The following is a 2,629-nucleotide window of genomic DNA, read 5'->3' as shown; positions in this document are numbered from 1 at the left end:
AGGCCGGGGATGAGCGGCAGGCGCGCCGGCTCTACAATGTAGTCAGTTAGCGAGCGGCCGATGAGGTCGTAATCGGCGGTGAGGAAGCCGGCGGTGAGGCCGGCCACGTTGGCCCACTGCCGCACGGCCAGGCCCAGCGGCACGGTAGCGGGCAGCACTTTGCGCGAGTCGCTGGTTTTCAGCTCAATTTGGGGATGCACCACGGCTACCCACAACGGCGGCGCGGGCAGAGCCAGAATATCCTGCGCCGGCTCCAGGGCCCGCACCACCGTGAAGCCACCGAACACGGCCGGGGCAATGTTGTCGGCGTGGCGCGCGCCCGAGGCCACGGCTTCGCCTTCCATCGCAAAATCGACCAGCTCTTTTTGGCTGAAGCGGTTGCCTAGCAGAGCATTGGCTGCCACCACCGCGCCCACGGCACTGGCCGCGCTGCTGCCCACGCCACTGCCCGGCTTGATGCCCTTGATGATTTCTAGGTCGAAGCCGCCGGTTTCTTCCGGCACGGCTTTCAGCAGGGCCAGCAGGGCCACGCCGGCCACATTACGGGCCGGGTCGGTGGGCAGGTTGTAGGGGTCGAGGTGGCGGATGCTGAGGCCCGGAGCGGCGCGGCGCGTGAGGCGAATGGTATCGTAAGGGGCGGTCAGGGCCAGGCCGAATACATCGAAGCCGCAGCCCAGATTGGAGAGCGTAGCGGGCGAGTGAACGAGAACGGAATCGGGCATAGTAGCGCGGACTTTTAGTCCGCGATTGAACAAGTTGAAAACAGTCTCAGAACCTGAGACGATACCACTCGCGGACTAAAAGTCCGCGCTACAACCGCGCGGCGCGGATAATGTCGGCAAACACGCCGGAGGCCGTGACTTCGGCCCCGGCCCCGGCACCTTTCACTACCAGCGGCTGGTCCACGTAGCGGTCGGTGTAGAAGAGCACCACGTTGTCTTTGCCGCGCAGGTCGTAGAGGTCGTGGCCGGGCGCCACCTGCTGCAGGCCCACGGTGGCGCAGCCGTCGGCGTAGCGAGCCACGAACTTCAGGCGCTGGCCAGCGGCAGCGGCCGCATCGTAGAGAGCGCGGAAATGGCTTTCGTGCGCCGCCAGCTGGGTGTAGAAGGCTTCCACGTCGCCAGCCAGGCAGGCCGGGGGCAGGAAGCCGTCGATTTCGATGTCGCTCATTTCCATTACCTGGCCGGCCTCGCGGGCCAGAATAAGGATTTTGCGGGCCACGTCCGAGCCGCTCAGGTCGAGGCGCGGGTCGGGCTCGGTGTAGCCTTCGGCCTGGGCCTGGCGCACTACCTCGGCGAAGGGCCGGGAGCCGTCGTAGTTGTTGAACACGAAGTTGAGCGTGCCCGAGAGCACCGCCTCCATGCGCCGCACCACGTCGCCGCTGCGCGTAAGGTCGTTGAGCGTGCCGATGACGGGCAGGGCCGCGCCCACGTTGGTTTCGAATAGGTAGCTGGTGTTGAACTCCTTGGCCAGACCCTTGAGGCGGGCGTAGTGCGCGTACTCCGACGACGCGGCCACTTTGTTGCAGGCCACCACGGCCACGCTTTTTTCCAGCAGCCCGGCGTAGATGTCGGCCGCGGCGGGGTTGGCCGTCACGTCCACGAAGATGGAGTTGCGCAGGTTGCGGTCCACAATCAGCCGGGCAAATTCGGCCAGCGTCAGGGCTGGGGCGGCGGCCAGTTCGTCGGGCCAGGCGGTGAGGTCGAGGCCGTTTTCGTTCACCAGGCAGTGGCGGCTGTTGGCAATGGCCACCACGCGCACCTGCAGGCCCAGCTTATCGAGCAAGTGCTGCTGCTGCCGCGCCAGTTGCTCGAGCAGCTTGCTGCCCACGTTGCCGGGGCCGAGAATAAACAGGTTCACCTGCTTCACGGTGGCCTCAAAAAAGGCTTCGTGCAGCACGTTGATGGCCTTGCGCACGTCGGCCGCCCGAATCACCGTCGAGATATTCTTCTCCGAAGCCCCCTGCGCGATGGCCCGGATGTTCACCCCGTTCTGGCCCAGCGCCCCAAACAGCTTGCCGCTGATGCCGGGGTGGTCCTTCATGTTTTCGCCCACCAGCGCCACAATGGCCAGCCCGCGCTCGGGCCGCAGCGGCTCGATGCGTCCGGCCACGATTTCGTGGGCAAACTCCTCGTCCACTACCGCCTGGGCGGGCGTGGTGTCCTGTTCGTTCACGCCCACGCAAATGGAGTGCTCCGACGAGCTTTGGGTGATGAGCACCACGTTGATGCGCTCGCGGGCCAGCGCCGCAAACAGCCGCTGCGAGAAGCCCGGCACGCCCACCATGCCGCTGCCCTCCAGGTTCAGCAGCGCCAGGTTGCCGATGCTGGAGATGCCCTGTACCACGGCGGTCGTGCGCGGCGGCTCCACTTCCACCAGCGTGCCGTAGTCGTGGGGCGCAAACGTGTTTTTAATCCAGAGCGGAATGCCTCGCTGCATCACCGGCTGAATGGTGGGCGGATACAGCACCTTGGCCCCGAAGTGCGACAGCTCCATAGCCTCCTGGTAGCTGATGTGGGCAATGGGCCGGGCGCTGCGCACGAGGCGCGGGTCGGCGGTCATCATGCCGCTCACGTCGGTCCAGATTTCGAGCACCTCGGCCCCGAGCGCGGCGGCCAGTAGCGCGCCG

At 66.2% G+C, this 2,629-nt stretch carries 2 protein-coding genes; both read right to left on the bottom strand.

The genetic code is table 11. The features are described 5' to 3' along the window. Positions 1-722 (bottom strand): homoserine kinase (locus tag ACYVDE_RS19815; protein ID WP_460503264.1); only part of this gene is annotated, 722 nt, incomplete at its 3' end. Positions 723-810: 88 nt separating this feature from the next. Continuing rightward, positions 811-2,629: bifunctional aspartate kinase/homoserine dehydrogenase I (gene thrA, locus ACYVDE_RS19810; protein WP_460503263.1), on the bottom strand; the 1,819-nt coding region annotated here is incomplete at its 5' end.

Source organism: Hymenobacter agri, assembly GCF_054778495.1.
This window is presented reverse-complemented; position numbering and strand designations above follow the sequence as displayed.